Below are 16,520 nucleotides of genomic sequence, written 5' to 3'. Positions count from 1 at the left end.
GATGTGACCGCCACCCGGCTTCAGGCCCTTGCCTGCTGTTCCTGGGGCAACTTGACGAACACGCTGTAGCGGGCGCCCTCCATGGTTTCAAAAGCGATCAGCTTGTCCACCAGCGGCAGGTTGAGCACCTTGCCGGCGTTGAGCAGCAGCATGCCGTTATCGGCATTCAGGTTGCGCGCCAGGATCATCCCCGCCGCCAGCTCCCGGGTACTCAGAACCTTCACCGAAGGGTCGCCCAGGGTCACGTCGCTGAGGTAGACCGCACACACCTGGATGAAACCTTCCACCAGGTCCGGGTCGTACAAGCGGCCGGCGTACTTGCGGATGAACACCAGGGCCTCGTCGCTGTTCATGTGCCGTTCCAGGATCAGCCCGCACTGCAACTCGATGAAGTCCACCGCCAGCTTGAGCAGCCGCGAGCCCAGGGGAATCGCGTCGCCCTTGAGGTGGTCGGGAAAACCGCTGCCGTCCCAGTGTTCCTGGTGATGGCGGATCAGCCGCGCGGCGTCCTGCACCGGTTCCAGGGTCATCAGCAACGATTCGCTCTGCGCCGGATAGGCCCGATAACGCTCGCGCTGATGGTGATGCAGCAAATCCGCCGGGCTGGTCATCATGCTGTCGCTCCAGCTCAGCTTGCCGATGTTGTGCAACGCCGCGGCCATGGCCAGGTCACGCTGGGCGCCAGGGTCGATGCCCTGGACTTTGCAGTAGGCCCGCACCAGCTCGATGATCCGCCGGTTGGTCTGCTTGTCCGCGGGCAAGCGCTGGTTGACCAGCAGGGAAAACAGCTCGGCGCCAGTGGCGTAGCTGTGCTTGAGCTCCTCATAGGCCAGGTCGAGCATGTCGGCGGTCTGCTGCAGCTCCGAGGTGCGTGCCGCCACGCGTTTTTCCAGCAGCGTGTTGAGCGCCTTGAGCTCGGCATTCTGCTGCTGGGCCAGATCCTGCAGGCGCAGGCGCTCGCGCTCGGAGTGCTGATGCTCAAGGGCCTGGCGCAGGGCCAGCAGCAATTCCTGGTCATCCCAGGGCTTGCTCAGGTAACGGTAGATCTCCCCTTCGTTGATGGCCTTGGCAATCAATTTCAGGTCCGGGTCGCCGGTCAGCAGGATGCGGGTGGTGCTCGGGTACTGCTGATGGATACGCGCCAGCAGGGTCGGGCCATCCATCTGCGGCAGATGGGCGGCGCTGATCACCAGGTCCACCTCCCGGCTGGCCAGGAGCTGCAGGGCCTGGGTGGCATCGCGGGCGAAATGCAGCGTGTAGGGAAGCGGGCTGAGCAACTGCTGCAGGCGTTGCAGGATCACTTCCTGGCTATCGACCAGCAGAATCTCGGGTCGGCGTGTGACAGTGGCAACGTTTAGCTCACCCATGAGACACCTCGGGTCAACGTCGATGCACGTGTCCTTCATTGTTAGAGCTGGCAACGGTAATCCCTGTTGCCTGATTGAAGACTAGAAGAATTTCCAATCGAGATAGTGGCTTTTTAATACCATCGGTCCGCTGCGGCTGGGCCGCCAACCGCCTTCAGCGAGTGTTGCGCAGTGGCAACACTCGCCGTGCATGCCGTCACTGGGCGGCTTTGGCGCCGGAACCGAAGGAAGCGAAACGCTTGTTGAAGCCGGCGATGCGGCCTTCGGACTGGGTCTTGCGCTGCTGGCCGGTGTACACCGGGTGCGAGGCGCTGGAAACGTCCAGCGCCACATAGGGGTAAGTCTTGCCGTCGCTGTAGGTGTGGCTGCGATCGGTATCGACGGTGGAGCCGATGAGGAAGTACACGTCGGCAGCGGTATCGTGGAAAAGCACGGTGCGGTAGTCAGGATGGATACCGGGTTTCATGAGGCCTCCTGGGCATCTGGGTGAGCTGGATGCGTTATACAATAACATATCCAAATCACCCAAACGAGAACCGATTGCAATAAGGAAACTGCCGACAGTTCTATGCCGCTTCCTGAAAATCCATTTCCGGAGGCTGGCGGGAGAAACCGCGAGTGAGGAAACCCAGGTACACCAGGCCAATAACCAGCCAGCTCGCCCCCAGGTAGATCGCCAGGTGATCGAGGCTGGACATCAGCCACAGATCGGCCGCCAGACCGATGAGGGGGAAGATCAGGAACAGGATCAGCTCCCGCAGGCCACGCTGCCGGGCCCCCACCCAGTAATGAAAGATCACCGACAGGTTGACCAGGCTGAAGGCCAGGAAGGCGCCGAAATTGATGAAGGATGTCGAGGTGGTGACATCCAGCTTCAATGCCAGCAACGCCACCACGGCGCACAGCAGGATGCTGTTGACCGGGGTACCGAAACGCCCGTGCAGGCTGCCGAAAAAGCGCTTGGGCAAGACCCCGTCGCGGCCCATGGCGAACAGCAGTCGCGAGCCGCTGGCCTGGGCCGAAAGCCCCGAGGCGAACTGACCGACAATCAGCCCGATCAGGAAGATCGAGACGAACAGGTCGCCTCCGATATTGCGCGCAATCTCGTAGGCCGCCGAATCCACATCGGCGAACTCGAAGGACGGATGGGCAACCTGGACGAAGTAGGACACCGCGACAAAGATCAGCCCGCCCACCAGGGTAATCAGCATGATCGCCCGGGGAATGGTCCGCCGTGGATCGCGGGTTTCCTCGGTCAGGGTGCTGACCGCGTCAAAGCCCAGGAACGAATAACAGGCGATTGCCGCCCCGCTCATGATCAGCGGCAGGTGCATCTGCCCGTTGAAGAACGGTGCCAGGGTGAACAGCGGCCGCCCGGCCTCGCCACCAAGGTAGTGGATGCACAGGCCGACAAAGGCGATCAGCACCAGGAACTGCACCAGCATCAGCAGGCCGTTGATGCCGTTGGCCAGTTTCAGGCCAACGATATTGATCGCGCTGGTCACCCCGATGAAAGCCAGCACCCAGACCCACTGCGGTACACCGGGAAACGCCGAATGCAGGTAAGCGGCGCCGATCAGCCAGATGGCCATGGGCAGGAACAGGTAATCCAGCAGCACTGCCCAGCCGGCGATGAAACCCAGCTTGGGGCTGATGGCCTTGCGCACATAGCTGTAGGCCGAGCCGGCCACGGGAAACGCCGCGGCCATGCGCCCGTAGCTCATGGCGGTGAAGAACATCGCCACCAGCGCCGCCAGATAGGCTGCCGGCACCATGCCAGCGGTGGTTTGGGCGAGGATGCCAAAGGTGCCGAGGACAATGATCGGCGTCATGTAAGCGATACCGAACAGCACCACCGCGCCCAATGAAAGGGTGCGTTGCAAGCGAGCCATGAGCGAGTACTCCGCAATTATTAGATTTATGGCAGGACTGAAATGAGTGAAGCAGGGGGTCTTTCTTATGGGATTGGCCGTCCGCGGACGGCCCTTTCAGCGGATCGGAATCAGCAGTTCACGCACGCCATCGCCGTGTTCGAGCACTTCGCCCGCAAGCTTCAGGCGCTGGTCTTCGAGGTAGCGGTAGTCCTGGCGCGCCACCTGCAGTTGCTTGAGATCCAGCTCGACCTTGAACTGACCTTCCTCGCGCCCGGCTTCGAACAGCAGGCTACCCAGGGGGTCCACCAGGGCGCTGCCGCCGGCGAACAGCAGGCCGCCATCGCCTTCTTCCACTCGGTTGACCATTAGCGCGAACGCCTGGTTTTCCTGGGCCCGGGCCATGATCGCGGTACGGTGGGTGGGCCCGTAGGGGTCCATGTTGCCATTGGTCACGATCAGCAGTTCGGCGCCCAGTTGCGCCAGGGCCCGGGCGCTTTCGGGGAACTCGATGTCGTAGCAGATCAGCAGGCCGACCCGCACACCGTTCCACAGGCAGGTGGCGTAGCGGTCACCGGGGGTGAACACACCGCGGTCGGAAGCCCACAGGTGGGTCTTGCGATAACGCAGGGCGATGCCCTCGGGGGTAATCAGCAAAGTGGTGTTATAGAATCGGCCGTCGTCGTTTTCGGCCATGCCGATCACCACCGCGATATTGCGCGCCCGGGCGGCCTGGATCACGGCCTGCACGGTGGGGCCATCCAGCGGCTCGGCCACGGCGGCCACGGTCTCGGCGCTGGGGAAACCCATCAGGTGGGTTTCTGGAAACACGATCAACCGGGTATCGGCGGCGCAGGCGGCAATGGCCGCCAGGGCCCGTTCCAGGTTGTAAGCTGTGGCGTTATCACGGCCCGCCAACTGGGCCAGTTCAACCTTCATGGGTATTCCTTGTTCTTTGGCTGTGCCGCAGTATGCGCAGCAGCAACCGGCCCGCAAATCACGCAGCCGGGGTAACCCGATAGGGGTAGATGCATGACATTGTCGCTGGATGACATCGCCTGGCACCGCTCGGTGGGGCAGATGATCGAAGCCCTGGACCAGGCCAGTTTCTGGCCCCAGCTGGTGCGCCTGCTGGAGCAGTACGTGAGTTTCGACAGCTGGGTGGCGCTGCTGTTTTGCAGTGAGCGCAAACCCCTGGTGTTCGCCGAATGCCCGGGGGAGGACGGCAGCCCCGACCAGTTGTTCCAGGACTACCTCAACGGCCTGTACCTGCTCGACCCCTTCTACGTTGCCAGCCGCGAACAATCGCGCAGCGGCCTGCTGCGCCTGGCGGAAGTGGCCCCGGAACACTTCCAGCTGACCGAGTACTACCAACGCTACTTTCGTCTGAATGTGGTGGCCGATGAAATCCAGTTCAATTGCCAGCTGGCGGACGGCCGCACCCTGTGCCTGTCCCTGGGTTCGCGACAACGCTTCGCCCCACCCCAGATCGCCCTGCTGTCACTGATCGAGCCCTGGGTGGTGGCCTTGCTGCGCCAGCGCCTGCCCCACGAAAGCATTGAGCAAGACAACCCAGCGCAATTGCATCCAATGCCCGATTGGCGCAGCCAGCTGGACCACTCCATGCAACAACTGCGGGGCGCACAACTCACCGCCCGGGAGCTGGATGTGGGGCGCCTGATGCTCAGCGGTTGCTCCAACAAGGAGATCGCTCGTAAGCTGGAAATCTCCGCCGAAACCGTGAAAGTTCATAAAAAGCACATCTACAGCAAGCTGGGCATCAAATCCCAGTCCGAGCTGTTTTCGATTTTTCTCCAGGCGCAAAGCGCCTGATACCCCTTCAGGGCCGCCCCGGCAGCCCCACACAACAATAAGATCTTGTGCCCCCATAAGAATGAGTACTGATAAACGACCTTAATGAGTCCGAACCAAGGAAACCGTATGAGCCTGTCCCTTCTGAGCCGCTACGCCTTCTTTGCCGCCTGTGTGATTTTCACCCTCGCCAGCCTGCCCTTTCTCGAACACGACTGGCTCTGGCCATTCGCCCTGGTCACCGGCCTGCTGAGCCTGCTGGGGATCTTCGACCTGCTGCAAAGCCCGCACGCGGTGCGGCGCAATTACCCGATCCTGGGCAATATACGCTACCTGGTGGAAGGCATCCGCCCGGAGATCCGCCAGTACCTGCTGGAATCCGACAGCGACGCCCTGCCCTTTTCCCGCGCCCAACGCTCCCTGGTGTACTCCCGGGCCAAGAACGAAAGCGCCGACAAACCCTTCGGCACCCTGATCGATGTCTACCAGTCGGGCTTCGAATTCATCGGCCACTCCATGCGCCCGGCGCCCCTGAGTGATCCCAACAGCTTTCGCGTGACCGTCGGCGGCCCGCAATGCACCCAGCCCTACTCGGCCTCGGTGTTCAACATCTCGGCCATGAGCTTCGGCTCCCTCAGCGCCAACGCCATCCGCGCCCTGAACCAGGGTGCCAAGCTCGGCAACTTCGCCCACGACACCGGTGAAGGCAGCATCAGCCCCTACCACCGCGAACACGGCGGCGACCTGACCTGGGAACTGGGCAGCGGCTACTTCGGCTGCCGCACCAGCGACGGCCGTTTCGACCCGGAGCGCTTCGCCGTGCAGGCGCAGAACCCCCAGGTGCGGATGATCGAGATCAAGATGAGCCAGGGCGCCAAGCCTGGCCACGGCGGCATCCTGCCCAAGCACAAGGTGACCCAGGAAATCGCCGACACCCGGGGCATCCGCATGGGCGAGGACTGCATATCACCGTCGAGCCACAGCGCCTTTTCCACCCCGATCGAGATGATGCATTTCATCCAGCAACTGCGTGAGCTGTCCGGCGGCAAGCCGGTGGGCTTCAAGTTCTGCCTGGGCCACCCCTGGGAGTTCATGGGCATAGCCAAGGCCATGCTGGAAACCGGCATCCTGCCGGACTTCATCGTGGTGGACGGCAAGGAAGGCGGCACCGGCGCGGCCCCCGTGGAGTTCACCGACCACATCGGCGCACCGATGCGCGAGGGCCTGCTGTTCGTCCACAACACCCTGGTGGGCCTGAACCTGCGGGACAAGATCAAGCTCGGCGCCAGTGGCAAGATCGTCAGCGCTTTCGACATCGCCAGCGTGCTGGCCATCGGTGCCGACTGGGCCAACTCGGCCCGGGGCTTCATGTTCGCCATCGGCTGCATCCAGTCCCAGAGCTGCCATACCAACAAGTGCCCCACCGGCGTCGCCACCCAGGACAACCTGCGCCAGCGCGCCCTGGTGGTGCCGGACAAGGCCCAGCGGGTATTCAGCTTCCACCGCAACACCCTCAAGGCACTGGCGGAAATGCTCGCTGCCGCCGGCCTGCAACACCCTTCGCAACTGGAAGCCAAGCACCTGGTGCGACGCATGTCGGCCACCGAGATCAAGCTGTTCTCCCAGTTGCACGTGTTCCTCAAGCCCGGCGAGCTGCTCACCGGCGAGGTCAACGGCGAGTTCTACTCGCGCATGTGGCAACTGGCCCGGGCCGACAGCTTCGAACCCAACACCGAAGCCGCCGCTTAAGCCCCACTGCCCAGTGCTCCCCGGTTGCCGGGGAGCGCGGGGCGTCACCCAAGGAAGATTGCAATGCTCAAGGTCATCGCTGAAGATTTCATCCAGCCCGAACACCTGGACACCGTGCGCCCGTGGTACGCCGAACTGGTGGAAAAAACCCGCCAGGAACCGCTGTGCATCGCCTACGATCTGTTCGTCGATCAGAAAGACCCCGGGCACTTCATCTTCGTCGAACAGTGGCCGGACCAAGCGGCCCTCGACACCCACTGCCAGACCGAGCACTTCACCCGCCTGGTGCCGCAGATCAATGCTTTTCAGCGCCGCGAATGCCGCGTGCTGTTGATGAACGAGTTCTAGAAAACCCGACCCAGACCTTGCTTGACCGGACCACCGAAAGCAGACCCGAATCCCACTGACCTTTCGGAGACCCGACATGCCCTTGCTGTCATTCGAACAACTGTCCCGCCAACTGCCAGCGCCCTGGCAATCCACGCTGGTGGGCCAGGTCGGCCCGGCCCGCATCAAGGTGCTGCGCATGGACGGCCAGCCCTACCCGGAAGAAACCCACGACTTCAACGAAGGCCTGCTGGTGACCCAGGGCTGCCTGCACCTGGGCATTGGCCAGGCCGTGGTGGAAGTGGCGACGGGCCAGATGTACCTGGTGGAGGCCGGCCAGGCCCATAGCGTGCTGCCCGGCAGCCACGGCACCCTGGTGATCATCGACGTCTAGCCTGTCTCGCATCGACTCAATCGCGGTAACCACCTGCCCAAGCTCGGTCCGACCAGAGGGCCCATGCACGGAGAAGCCCATGCCTCGTCGTCTGTTTGCAGTGATCGCTTTACTGATGTCCTTCAACAGTGCCTTTGCCGGCGAACGCTGGCAGAGCCTGCCGCCCACACCGGCCCCGGTGGCCGGGGCGCAAGCCGGTTATGCCGAAGTCAACGGCATCCGCCTGTATTACAGCAAGCTCGGCCACGGCTCACCGGTGGTGCTGCTGCATGGCGGCCTGGGTAATGCCGACTATTGGGGGCTCCAGGCCAAGGCCCTGGCCGCCCGGCACACGGTGATCAGCGTCGACAGCCGCGGCCACGGACGCAGCACCCGGGACGCCCGGCCCTACGGCTACGACCTGATGGCCGACGACGTGATCGCCCTGCTGGACCAGCTGAAGATCCCCCGCGCCGATTTCGTCGGCTGGAGCGACGGCGCGATCCTCGGCCTGGACCTGGCCATGCGTTACCCGCAGCGGGTCGGCAAGGTCTTCGCCTACGCCGCCAACACCCAGACCTCAGGGGTCAAGGAAGGCGTGGAGAACAACCCGACCTTCGCCGCCTACATCGAACGCGCCGGCCAGGAGTACACCCGCCTGTCACCCACGCCCAAGGAGTACCCGGCCTTTGTCGAGCAGATCGGCCACATGTGGGCCAGCCAGCCGAACTGGAGCGACGCCGACCTGGCGAAGATCAAGACGCCGGTACTGATCGTCGATGGCGACCACGATGAAGCCATCAAGCGCGAGCACACCGAATACATGGCCCAGGCGATTCCCGGCGCCGGGCTGCTGATCCTGCCCAACGTCAGCCACTTCGCCTTCCTCCAGGACCCGGGCCTGTTCAATGCAGCCCTGGAACATTTCCTCGACGAAAAATAGCCCCGGCCATCGCCATGGATGCCCCTCTTTCCAGGGACGTCCACGGCAGACAATATGCATAAACGCATATTTTAATTGCATTGACGCATCAATCCTCTAAGGTTGTTTGCAGACCCGGTCAACGCAGGCCATCGAGGCTGGCCCAGCGCAGCGTCATGTCCCGGGTCCGGCTACGCGCAGTAGCCCGACACGCAACGACGACACCAGCCGGAGGCTGGATTTCATTCATGGAGGATGAACATGTTAAGTAGCAACCTGACCCCAGGCGACGCTCCCCAGGCCCTGCCCCAGTGCCTGGCCGGCAGCCTGCTCGACCCGCAACTGAGCGAAGTCGATCCACACACCGAAGCTGCGCCCCAGGCCGCTGCCCGGCTCAACTTCAGCGTGCAGCAGCAAACCCAGAGCAACTGGTGCTGGGCCGCATTGTCCGCATCGGTGGGCAACTACTACGGCACCGGTTCCTGGACCCAGTGCGGAGTGGCCAACGCCGAACTGGGCCGCAACTCCTGCTGCAGCCAGCCCGGGCCGTGCAACGTCTACGGCTACCTGGATTCGGCCCTGCGCACCACCCGCTGCTACGGCGGCATGCGTGAGGACCGGATGCAAATGCCGGCCATCGACAACCAGCTCGGCATGGGCCGCCCCGTGGGCCTGCGCTGTGCCTGGTACGGCGGCGGTGCGCATTTCCTGACGATCTACGGCAGCGATGGCGGCTACATCCTGGTGGCGGATTCGATCTACGGTTACTCGACCCGCGCCCTGAACAGTTTCCCCGGTTCCTACAACGGCGGCGGCAACTGGACCCACACCTACTTCACCCGAAAAAACTAGGAGGCGACATGCAACTGACTTACCCCAAGGCGCCTGTCGATGGCGTCCAGCACCTGCACTCGGCCCTTCAGGCGGCCCTGCAGACCCAGGGTTTCGGTATCAACCGCGGGTTTGCCAAGGCCCGTGCCCGTAACCTGAATTTGTCCCAGGCCTTTCGCGGCTACGCCCTGAGCCTGGAGGACCTGGCCCAGGGCAAGGGGCTGGCCGAGGCCAAGGCCGGTGACTGGCATTACCTGGTGTTCGATGCCGGAGTGTCGATTGCCGATGCGCAGTTGACCGAGGTGGCCGGCAAGGTCGGCTTCTCTGCGCTGAACCATGGCAGCCTGGCGGCGTCCGCCGTCAACGCCCTGGACCTGGCGGAACAGGCGCCGCAACTGCAGGGAAAAAGCTATGAACTGCGCCTGCTGTTCATCTCGGCGCTGCAGGTCACGGCGATCTGGCTGCATGGGCCCGGCGAAGAGGTGCTGATTCCCATCGAGCCGACACCCAAGACCCTGGCCGCCCATCAGCTCCACAGCGAAACGGCGTTGCTCGCCCTGCTGGCGCCGGCGGCGCTGCAGGCCAAGGCCATCTTCGACGCCGATACCAGCGGCACCCTGGGCGGTTGACCCGGGCAAAAAAAATCCGGCGGCCTTTGCAGGTCGCCGGATTTCTGGTCTCAGCGTTTCAGTCCAGGATGCTCAAGCCAGCCGCATCACCGAAGCGCAGGTCAGGACGCCGACCGCGCCGAACCTTGCTGGACATTGGTCGGTTGCAGCTTGAACAGATAGAACAGCACTGTCAGCAGCACCAGGAACGCCGGGCCGACATACAGCGCCACACGGGTATCCGGGAAGTAGGCCATCAGCCCCACCACCAGTACCAGGAAGGCCAGGGCCAGGTAGGAACTGATCGGGTACAGCCACATGCGGTACTTCAGGCCGGCACGTTCTGCCGGGCTCAGGCCCTTGCGGAACTTGAGCTGGGCCAGAAGGATCATCACCCAGGTCCAGATCGCACCGAAGGTGGCGATGGAGGTCACCCAGACGAACACTTTTTCCGGCACCAAATAGTTCAGCAGCACGCCCAGCAGCAGGGCGAAGATCGACAGCAGCAAGGCGCGACGCGGCACGCCGTTGTTCGAGGTCTTGGCGAAGCCGGCCGGGGCCTGGCCGTTCTGCGCCAGGCTGTAGAGCATGCGCCCGGTGCTGAAGATGCCGCCGTTGCAGGAGGACAGCGCGGCGGTGATCACCACGAAGTTGATGATGCCGGCGGCGGTCTTGATACCCAGGCGCTCGAAGGTCATCACGAAGGGGCTGCCCTGGGTGCCGATCTCGTTCCACGGGTAGATCGACAGGATCACGAACAGCGCGCCCACGTAGAACAGCAGGATGCGCCAGAACACCGAGCCGATGGCGTTGGGAATGGTCTTTTGCGGGTTGCGCGCTTCACCGGCGGTGAGGCCGATCATCTCTACGCCCAGGTAGGCGAACATCACCATCTGCAGGGACATCAGCACGCCGGTCACGCCATTGGGCATGAAGCCGCCGTGGGTCCACAGGTTGGAGATGCCCAGGGCCACGCCGTCATTGCCGAAACCGAAGGCGATGATGCCGATGCCGCCGACCACCATGGCGATGATGGTGACGATCTTGATCAGGGCGAACCAGAACTCGAACTCACCGAAGGCCTTGACCGCGATCAGGTTGATCGAGCCCATGCTCACCAGGGCCGCCAGGGCCCAGATCCAGCGCGGCACATCGGGGAACCAGATCCCCATGTACACCGCCACTGCGGTGATTTCCGCAACACAGGTCACCAGCCACAGGAACCAGTAGTTCCAGCCGGTGAGAAAGCCCGCCAGCGGGCCCAGGTAGTCTTGTGCGTAACGGCTGAAGGAACCTGCGACCGGGTTATGCACCGCCATCTCGCCGAGGGCGCGCATGATCACCAGGATCGCCAGGCCGCCAATGATGTAGGACAGCATGATGGCCGGGCCGGCCATTTCGATGGCCTTGGCCGAGCCGAGGAACAGGCCGACACCGATACAGGCGCCGAGGGCCATCAAGCGAATATGCCGTTCGCCGAGTTCGCGTTTCAGCGGGCCGCCCTGAGCGGTCTCGCCGTGGGGCAGTTGGTTGCCAACTGGCATAGAGATACAACCTCATTTTGTTATTGGATATGAACCACCGAGCCTTCGAAGCGCCAGCGGATAGCCGAAGCTTGCTCGACCGCACCGGCCTTGTGGGACGGAGCGTCTGGTAGGACAAGACCTGCCAGATCAGCGGGGTGCGCAGTATAAAAAGCTCCCGACAGGGCTTTTCACTCTATAAGTTGCAATATTCAGAGAGAAATCTCGGCAAATACCGCTTTCACGGAGAAGCATTACCTGCTTTTTGCCCTGAAACCTCACTCGGAAAGGGCCGGGAGTATTGCACAGGCCTGGTGCATCGTCATGCCCCTACCTAGGGCGTATTTACCTGGGAAAAGGCTCTACCCTGTGGCGAGGGAGCTTGCTCCCTCGCCACAGAAGCGGGGCCGGGTCGTTTTCACATTTTCTTCACCGACGCCCACCACCGACTAAGCTTCAGGCAAGTCCGATCAATCTGCGTGAATGGATCAATCGACTATGGGCGCTCTGTGGCAGACCGATTCGCATAAGAACGCAGTGCCAAGCCACAGCGAGGACGAAACGCCTTTACCGAAACGCCGCAAATCCCGCCGTTATGCCTGGCGCCTGTTCTGGCTGTTGCTGCTGATCGCCCTGATTGCCCTTGGCTTTGCCGCTGCCCGGGAGATGCGCACCTCGAAACTCCAGGCCCGGGAATTCAGCCGGCTGGCCGCTGACCTGAGCTACTCCCTGGAGCCCGGCCCCAGTGATGCCGTGCTCTATCCCGGTGCCGGGCCGTTCGACCGGCGCCTGGGCTACAGCGCCCTGGGGGAGTTCCTGCCACGCTTGCTCAAGCGCGGTTACCTGATCGACGCCCAGACGCGTTTCTCCCCGGCACTGATGGACTACAGCAAAAGCGGATTTTTCGTGCCCTACACCGAAAAGATCCAGGCTGGCCTGTCCATTACCGACTGCCGCGCCGCGCCCCTGTACCAGTTCAATTACCCGCAACAGCTGTATGAGAGCTTTGCCAGCATTCCGCCGCTGGTGGTGCACAGCCTGCTGTTCATCGAGAACCGCGATCTGCTGGCCCCCAAGCCGGCCGAGGCCAACCCGGCGGTGGACTGGCCGCGCTTTGCCAAGGCCGCCTGGTCGCAGATCGCCCGGCTCTTGCACCTGCCGGGGCAGAGCGCCGGGGGTAGCACCCTGGCCACCCAGTTGGAAAAATACCGCCATTCGCCGGATGGCCTGACGGTATCCGGGGGCGAGAAGATCCGGCAGATGGTTTCCGCCAGCGTGCGGGCCTATCAGGACGGCCCACAGACCCTGGAGGCCCGCAAACGCATCGTGCGCGACTACCTCAACAGCGTGCCGCTGTCCGCAGTGCCCGGCCACGGCGAAGTGCACGGCATGGCCGAGGGGCTGCGGGTCTGGTATGGCGCTGACTTCGACAAGGTCAACCAGGTGCTCGGCAGCACCGCCATGGACTCGAAAAGCCTCGCCGCACGAGGGCTGGCCCTGCGCCAGGTGCTGTCGCTGATGATTGCCCAGCGCCGTCCCTCCCATTACCTGGCCAAGGGTCGCGCAGAACTGGCGGAACTGACGGACAGCCATATCCGCCTGCTGGCACAGAACAACGTCATCGACCCGGCGCTGAGCAGCGTCGCCCTGGCCAGCCAGGTGACCTACCGCGACTGGCAGCAGCAGCCGACCATTCAGCCGATCGAGACCAACAAGGGCATCAGCGTCGCCCGCAGCCGCCTCGCCGCCCTGCTCAACCGACCGCTGTATGACCTGGACCGCCTCGACCTCTCGGCCACCAGCACCTTGCAGAGCGACCTGCAGCGCCAGGCCACCGAATACCTCAAGCACCTTGCGGACCCGGCCTTCGCCGCGCAGATTGGTGTGCTAGGCGAACGCCTGCTGACCCCCACCAGCACCACCCAGGTGCGCTACAGCTTCACCCTGTTCGAACTGACCCCCGACGGCTCGCGGGTGCGGGTGCAGACCGACAGCACCGACCAGCCTTTCGACATCAACGAAGGCAGCAAGCTGGAACTGGGCTCCACCGCCAAGCTGCGGGTGCTGACCACCTACCTGCAGATCATTTCCGAGCTGCACGACAAGTACGCCACGCAAACACCCGCGCAGTTGAAAAAGATCCCGGTGAACGAGCAGGACCGCCTGAGCCGCTGGGCCCTCGACTACCTGATGCAGAACAGCGACCGCAGCCTGCCGAAAATGCTCGACGCCGCCCTGGACCGCACCTACTCCGCCAGCCCCGGCGAGGCCTTCTTCACCGGTGGCGGGGTGCATCACTTCCACAACTTTCGCAACGAAGACAACGGCCGCAGCCCGACCCTGCGCGATGCCCTGCGCGAATCCATCAACCTGCCGTTCATCCGCCTGATGCGTGACCTGGTGCGCTACAGCACTTATGGCGGCGACAGCAGCAGCGCCGAATTGCTCAAGGACGACCAGAACCCGCGGCGCCAGGAGTACCTGGCACGCTTTGCCGACCGTGAGGGCACCTCGTTCCTGCTGCGTTTCTGGAAGAAGTACCGCAACAAGGACACCCAGTCGCGCCTGGAAACCTTCCTCGACAGCATGCACCCCACGGCAATCCGCCTCGCCGCCGTGCACCGCTACCTGCTGCCGGACGCCAGCCAGGAGAGCTTCAACCGCTTCGTCCGGGCCCACATGAAGAGCGCCAAGGTCAGCGAGAAGCTCACCGACGAGCGCCTGGACAAGCTCTACGCCAGCTACGGCCCCGGCGCCTATGACCTGCCGGACCAGGGCTACATCGCCAAGGTCCACCCCCTGGACCTCTGGCTGCTGGGCTACCTGATGAACAACCCGGAGGCGAACTTCACCCAGATCGTCAAGGCCAGCGAGTTCGAGCGCCAGGAGGTCTACAGCTGGCTGTTCAAGAGCCGCCATCGCAGTGCCCGCGACAGCCGTATCCGCACCATGCTGGAGATCGAGGCCTTCCTCGATATCCACCAGCGCTGGCAGAGCGTCGGCTATCCGTTCGACCACCTGGTACCGTCCCTGGCCACTGCTATCGGCAGCTCCGGCGACCGCCCCGCGGCGTTGGCGGAACTGGTGGGCACCATCCTCAACGACGGCGTGCGCCTGCCAACCTTGCGCATCGACAGCCTGCACTTCGCCGCCGGCACGCCCTATGAAACCCGCCTGCTCAACGACCCGGACAAGGGCAAGCGGGTGATGCCCTCGGAGGTGGCCACGGCGCTGCGCGGAGCCTTGTCGCAGGTGGTGGATGCCGGCACCGCGAAACGGGTGTCCGGCAGCTTCAAGCTGGCTGATGGCACGCCATTGGCCATGGGCGGCAAGACCGGTACCGGCGACAACCGCATCGAAGCCATTGGCGCCGGCGGGCGGGTGTTGAGCTCCAAATCCATCAACCGCACCGCAACCTTCGTGTTCTACATCGGCGACCACCATTTCGGCACCCTTACCGCCTACGTGCCGGGGGCCTCGGCCCAGGCCTTCAGATTCACCTCGGCCTTGCCGGTGCAGGTGCTCAAGGGCATGGCGCCGATCCTCATGCCCTACCTGCAACCGGGCAGTGGCACCCAATGCCTGGGCAGCGTGGCGCAACGCTGAATCACGACAGGCAGCCCCCTCTCTCTCCGACAAACGGCAGCTTTGCCGCAGGCAGAAGTGCTTGCGTCATTCTTAAGATATATCTTAAGTTATGTCTAAATCGAAACGGAGATAGAGAAAATGAGAGAGCACCACCACCCTCCCCATCGCGAGCACGGGGACAGCCATGAGATCTTCGAACGCCGCCCGGGCCGCGAACGCGGTGGCCGCGGGCCCCGGGTATTCGCCCCCGGCGACCTGAAGCTGCTGCTGTTGGCGCTGATCGCCGAGCAGCCCTGCCACGGCTACGACCTGATCCGCCAGATCGAAAGCATGTTCGACGGCGCCTACAGCCCCAGCCCCGGGGTGATCTACCCGACCCTGACCTTTCTCGAAGAAAGCGAAATGATCCAGGGCGATGCCGAAGGCGGCAAAAAGCGCTACAGCGTGACCGACGCCGGACGTCTTTCCCTGCAGGAGCAGGCCATCGCCCTGGACGGCGTGCGCATGCGCATCGAGGTCAGCAAGCGTTCCCTGCGCGGACATGATCGCCCCGCTGAAATCCACGAGGCGGTGCACAACCTGCGCCACGCCCTGCAAATGCACCATGGCCGCTGGAGCCCGGAAGAAATCCTTCGGGTGCGCGACCTGCTGAACAACACCGCCAAGGCCATTGTCGATGGTCCTGTGAGCCACCCCGCCCCGGAGAAAAGCCAATGACTGCCAGCCCAGAACTGTCCATCCATCGGGTCATGCACGAGATCAAGCGCCGCCGCCTGGAGGTGCTGCGCGTAGTCGACCTGACCCCGCGCATGCGCCGCATCACCCTGGGCGGCCCTGAGCTGGCCGGGTTCATCAGCCTGGGCAGCGACGACCATGTGAAGCTGCTGTTCCCGCAGAACGCCGAACAGCAAGCCGCCCTGGAAACCCTGGTACTGGGCCCGGGCAAGGACAGCGGCCCGATGCCCGCCATGCGCGACTACACCCCGCGCCGCTACGACCTGGAGTTGGGCGAACTGGACATCGACTTCGTGCTCCACGGCGACGGCCCCGCCTCCACCTGGGCCGAACAGGCCGCACCGGGCCAGTTCCTGCACATCGGCGGGCCACGGGGCTCGATGGTGGTGCCGGATATCTTCGACAGCTACCTGCTGATCGGCGATGAAACCGCGCTGCCGGCCATTGCCCGGCGCCTGGAAGAACTGCCGGCCGGGCGCCAGGTGCTGGCGGTGATCGAGGTGCAGAACGCCGCCGAACGCCAGGCTCTGGACAGCGCCGCCCAGGTGCAGGTGATCTGGGTTGAACGGGACGCAGGCGGGCAGGACCTGATCAGCACGGTGCGCCAGGTGCAGGTGCCGCAAGGCAAGCTGTATGCCTGGGTAGCCACCGAGAGCAAGGTGTCGCGCCAGGTGCGTCGAGTGCTGCTGGATGAGCACCAGCTCAACGACGAATTCGTCAAGGCCGCCGGTTACTGGCGCCTGGACAGCAGCGAAGAAGAATAATCGCGCATCAGGGTAGGAACTGGCTTGCCAGCGAAGGCGGTCCCAAGGGC

Annotated in this window: 15 protein-coding genes; 10 read left to right on the top strand and 5 right to left on the bottom strand. The window is 63.6% G+C overall.

Going from position 1 to position 16,520, the window contains the following annotated elements; all coding sequences use genetic code 11:
- Positions 1 to 20 precede the first annotated feature (20 nt).
- The 4 genes from ACUXVH_RS13200 to ACUXVH_RS13185 all read right to left on the bottom strand — a co-directional run bounded on the left by ACUXVH_RS13200 (position 21) and on the right by ACUXVH_RS13185 (position 4,177).
- Positions 21 to 1,367, bottom strand: a complete 1,347-nt coding sequence (locus ACUXVH_RS13200) for an HD domain-containing phosphohydrolase (RefSeq protein ID WP_015636838.1) — start codon at positions 1,365 to 1,367, stop codon at positions 21 to 23.
- Positions 1,368 to 1,563: 196 nt separating this feature from the next.
- Positions 1,564 to 1,833 (bottom strand): type B 50S ribosomal protein L31, encoded by a 270-nt coding sequence (locus ACUXVH_RS13195; RefSeq protein ID WP_011063150.1) that lies wholly within the window; start codon positions 1,831 to 1,833, stop codon positions 1,564 to 1,566.
- Positions 1,834 to 1,933: 100 nt separating this feature from the next.
- Positions 1,934 to 3,259: an APC family permease gene (locus ACUXVH_RS13190; RefSeq protein WP_065365271.1), complete on the bottom strand. Its 1,326-nt coding sequence runs from the start codon at positions 3,257 to 3,259 to the stop codon at positions 1,934 to 1,936.
- Between the two features lie 96 nt (positions 3,260 to 3,355).
- Entirely contained in the window at positions 3,356 to 4,177 is an 822-nt protein-coding gene (locus ACUXVH_RS13185; RefSeq protein WP_015636841.1) for a carbon-nitrogen hydrolase family protein, read from the bottom strand.
- 93 nt (positions 4,178 to 4,270) lie between these two features.
- On the opposite strand from ACUXVH_RS13185, the gene ACUXVH_RS13180 reads away from it, so the two are divergent.
- From ACUXVH_RS13180 to ACUXVH_RS13150, 7 genes are all read left to right on the top strand, one after another.
- Entirely contained in the window at positions 4,271 to 5,071 is an 801-nt protein-coding gene (locus ACUXVH_RS13180; protein ID WP_011063153.1) for a helix-turn-helix transcriptional regulator, read from the top strand.
- Positions 5,072 to 5,179: 108 nt separating this feature from the next.
- Entirely contained in the window at positions 5,180 to 6,799 is a 1,620-nt protein-coding gene (locus tag ACUXVH_RS13175) for an FMN-binding glutamate synthase family protein (RefSeq protein WP_011063154.1), read from the top strand.
- Positions 6,800 to 6,862: 63 nt separating this feature from the next.
- Positions 6,863 to 7,147 (top strand): putative quinol monooxygenase, encoded by a 285-nt coding sequence (locus ACUXVH_RS13170; RefSeq protein WP_019093120.1) that lies wholly within the window; start codon positions 6,863 to 6,865, stop codon positions 7,145 to 7,147.
- 76 nt (positions 7,148 to 7,223) lie between these two features.
- The gene (locus ACUXVH_RS13165; RefSeq protein WP_011063156.1) at positions 7,224 to 7,520 is read left to right on the top strand and encodes a cupin domain-containing protein; all 297 of its coding nucleotides are present in this window, start codon (positions 7,224 to 7,226) and stop codon (positions 7,518 to 7,520) included.
- A gap of 79 nt (positions 7,521 to 7,599) precedes the next feature.
- Entirely contained in the window at positions 7,600 to 8,442 is an 843-nt protein-coding gene (locus ACUXVH_RS13160; protein ID WP_015636843.1) for an alpha/beta fold hydrolase, read from the top strand.
- Positions 8,443 to 8,682: 240 nt separating this feature from the next.
- Positions 8,683 to 9,273 (top strand): papain-like cysteine protease family protein, encoded by a 591-nt coding sequence (locus ACUXVH_RS13155; RefSeq protein WP_011063158.1) that lies wholly within the window; start codon positions 8,683 to 8,685, stop codon positions 9,271 to 9,273.
- 8 nt (positions 9,274 to 9,281) lie between these two features.
- Positions 9,282 to 9,881 carry a hypothetical protein gene (locus ACUXVH_RS13150; RefSeq protein WP_065365270.1) on the top strand — a complete coding sequence of 200 codons (600 nt, stop codon included), beginning with the start codon at positions 9,282 to 9,284 and terminating at the stop codon, positions 9,879 to 9,881.
- Between the two features lie 101 nt (positions 9,882 to 9,982).
- On the opposite strand, the gene ACUXVH_RS13145 is transcribed toward ACUXVH_RS13150, so the two are convergent.
- The gene (locus ACUXVH_RS13145; protein ID WP_015636846.1) at positions 9,983 to 11,404 is read right to left on the bottom strand and encodes an amino acid permease; all 1,422 of its coding nucleotides are present in this window, start codon (positions 11,402 to 11,404) and stop codon (positions 9,983 to 9,985) included.
- Between the two features lie 477 nt (positions 11,405 to 11,881).
- Between ACUXVH_RS13145 and ACUXVH_RS13140 the strand changes: the two genes are divergently transcribed.
- The 3 genes from ACUXVH_RS13140 to ACUXVH_RS13130 all read left to right on the top strand — a co-directional run bounded on the left by ACUXVH_RS13140 (position 11,882) and on the right by ACUXVH_RS13130 (position 16,470).
- On the top strand, positions 11,882 to 14,989 hold the full coding sequence (locus ACUXVH_RS13140) for a transglycosylase domain-containing protein (RefSeq protein WP_065365269.1): 3,108 nt from the start codon (positions 11,882 to 11,884) through the stop codon (positions 14,987 to 14,989).
- 120 nt (positions 14,990 to 15,109) lie between these two features.
- Entirely contained in the window at positions 15,110 to 15,688 is a 579-nt protein-coding gene (locus ACUXVH_RS13135; protein WP_011063161.1) for a PadR family transcriptional regulator, read from the top strand.
- The gene (locus ACUXVH_RS13130) at positions 15,685 to 16,470 is read left to right on the top strand and encodes a siderophore-interacting protein (protein ID WP_015636848.1); all 786 of its coding nucleotides are present in this window, start codon (positions 15,685 to 15,687) and stop codon (positions 16,468 to 16,470) included. Before ACUXVH_RS13135 ends, ACUXVH_RS13130 begins: the two co-directional genes overlap by 4 nt.
- Positions 16,471 to 16,520: the final 50 nt, after the last annotated feature.

It is taken from the genome of Pseudomonas sp. 8(2025) (genome assembly GCF_052665325.1).
This window is presented reverse-complemented; position numbering and strand designations above follow the sequence as displayed.

What these genes read in the sequence shown, in the direction of transcription:
- ACUXVH_RS13175 (WP_011063154.1), top strand. Translation starts at nt 5,180, where the DNA reads ATGAGCCTGTCCCTTCTGAGCCGCTACGCCTTCTTTGCCGCCTGTGTG.
- ACUXVH_RS13160 (WP_015636843.1), top strand. Translation starts at nt 7,600, where the DNA reads ATGCCTCGTCGTCTGTTTGCAGTGATCGCTTTACTGATGTCCTTCAAC.
- ACUXVH_RS13150 (WP_065365270.1), top strand. Translation starts at nt 9,282, where the DNA reads ATGCAACTGACTTACCCCAAGGCGCCTGTCGATGGCGTCCAGCACCTG.
- ACUXVH_RS13155 (WP_011063158.1), top strand. Translation starts at nt 8,683, where the DNA reads ATGTTAAGTAGCAACCTGACCCCAGGCGACGCTCCCCAGGCCCTGCCC.
- ACUXVH_RS13130 (WP_015636848.1), top strand. Translation starts at nt 15,685, where the DNA reads ATGACTGCCAGCCCAGAACTGTCCATCCATCGGGTCATGCACGAGATC.
- ACUXVH_RS13165 (WP_011063156.1), top strand. Translation starts at nt 7,224, where the DNA reads ATGCCCTTGCTGTCATTCGAACAACTGTCCCGCCAACTGCCAGCGCCC.
- ACUXVH_RS13140 (WP_065365269.1), top strand. Translation starts at nt 11,882, where the DNA reads ATGGGCGCTCTGTGGCAGACCGATTCGCATAAGAACGCAGTGCCAAGC.
- ACUXVH_RS13190 (WP_065365271.1), bottom strand. Translation starts at nt 3,259, where the DNA reads ATGGCTCGCTTGCAACGCACCCTTTCATTGGGCGCGGTGGTGCTGTTC.
- ACUXVH_RS13145 (WP_015636846.1), bottom strand. Translation starts at nt 11,404, where the DNA reads ATGCCAGTTGGCAACCAACTGCCCCACGGCGAGACCGCTCAGGGCGGC.
- ACUXVH_RS13170 (WP_019093120.1), top strand. Translation starts at nt 6,863, where the DNA reads ATGCTCAAGGTCATCGCTGAAGATTTCATCCAGCCCGAACACCTGGAC.
- ACUXVH_RS13195 (WP_011063150.1), bottom strand. Translation starts at nt 1,833, where the DNA reads ATGAAACCCGGTATCCATCCTGACTACCGCACCGTGCTTTTCCACGAT.
- ACUXVH_RS13200 (WP_015636838.1), bottom strand. Translation starts at nt 1,367, where the DNA reads ATGGGTGAGCTAAACGTTGCCACTGTCACACGCCGACCCGAGATTCTG.
- ACUXVH_RS13185 (WP_015636841.1), bottom strand. Translation starts at nt 4,177, where the DNA reads ATGAAGGTTGAACTGGCCCAGTTGGCGGGCCGTGATAACGCCACAGCT.
- ACUXVH_RS13180 (WP_011063153.1), top strand. Translation starts at nt 4,271, where the DNA reads ATGACATTGTCGCTGGATGACATCGCCTGGCACCGCTCGGTGGGGCAG.
- ACUXVH_RS13135 (WP_011063161.1), top strand. Translation starts at nt 15,110, where the DNA reads ATGAGAGAGCACCACCACCCTCCCCATCGCGAGCACGGGGACAGCCAT.